Below are 745 nucleotides of genomic sequence, written 5' to 3' on the forward strand. Positions count from 1 at the left end.
AGTTTTGATGTGGCGGAGAGCATTAAACCGGGGGCCCAAATCAAAGAGAACCTAAAAGAGTACACGCTTTATGATAATTACGATGCGGTAGTAGAGGGTAAATACACCACGTCACTTGATTACGTACTGCTGTTCGAAGAGTCGGTCCGTGGGTGAAGAAAAGGTGCACCGGTTGAGTATCGAGGGGTGCGAATTGGTACGGTGGATACCGTGCCGTTGCAGATACGTATGGACAAAGGTTTCGAACCGTATCCCTATTCTCATTAAACTCGAAATTGAACGAGTTTCTGAAGTATTCAAAGCCGTGAATGCCGAAGCCTTTGCAGAACGCGTCAAACTGCAGATGGGCGAGGGGCTAAGAGCAACCTTAAAAACGGGTAACCTTCTTACCGGGGCACTGTTTGTCGATATTAACTTTTATGAAGACGAAGAGCCTCACGAACCAAGAGAGTTTGATGGTTATCCCGTGTTCCCAGTTGTGGCTGGTGGTTTAACGGAAATTCAAAAACAGATCACCGATTTCTTAGATAAGGTCAATGAGCTTCCACTAGACGCCACGATCGCAAATTTAAATGGTTCATTGGCTTCGTTAGACAGTACGCTGAAGAGTATGGATGAACTGCTTGATAGCGAAGGAGCGAAAGCCTTGCCACAAGACATCAGTGAAACCATGAAGCAGCTTGAGGCGACGTTAGATAGTTATGATGATGACTCAGATGCTTACAAACAGCTCATTAGCGCATCT

The 745-nt window shown here is 45.8% G+C and carries 1 pseudogene; it reads left to right on the forward strand.

What is annotated here, in order from left to right:
• Positions 1-745 (forward strand): annotated as a pseudogene (locus tag KIV40_RS31660) (MlaD family protein); the annotation flags it as partial.

This window comes from Vibrio sp. D173a (assembly GCF_030248475.1).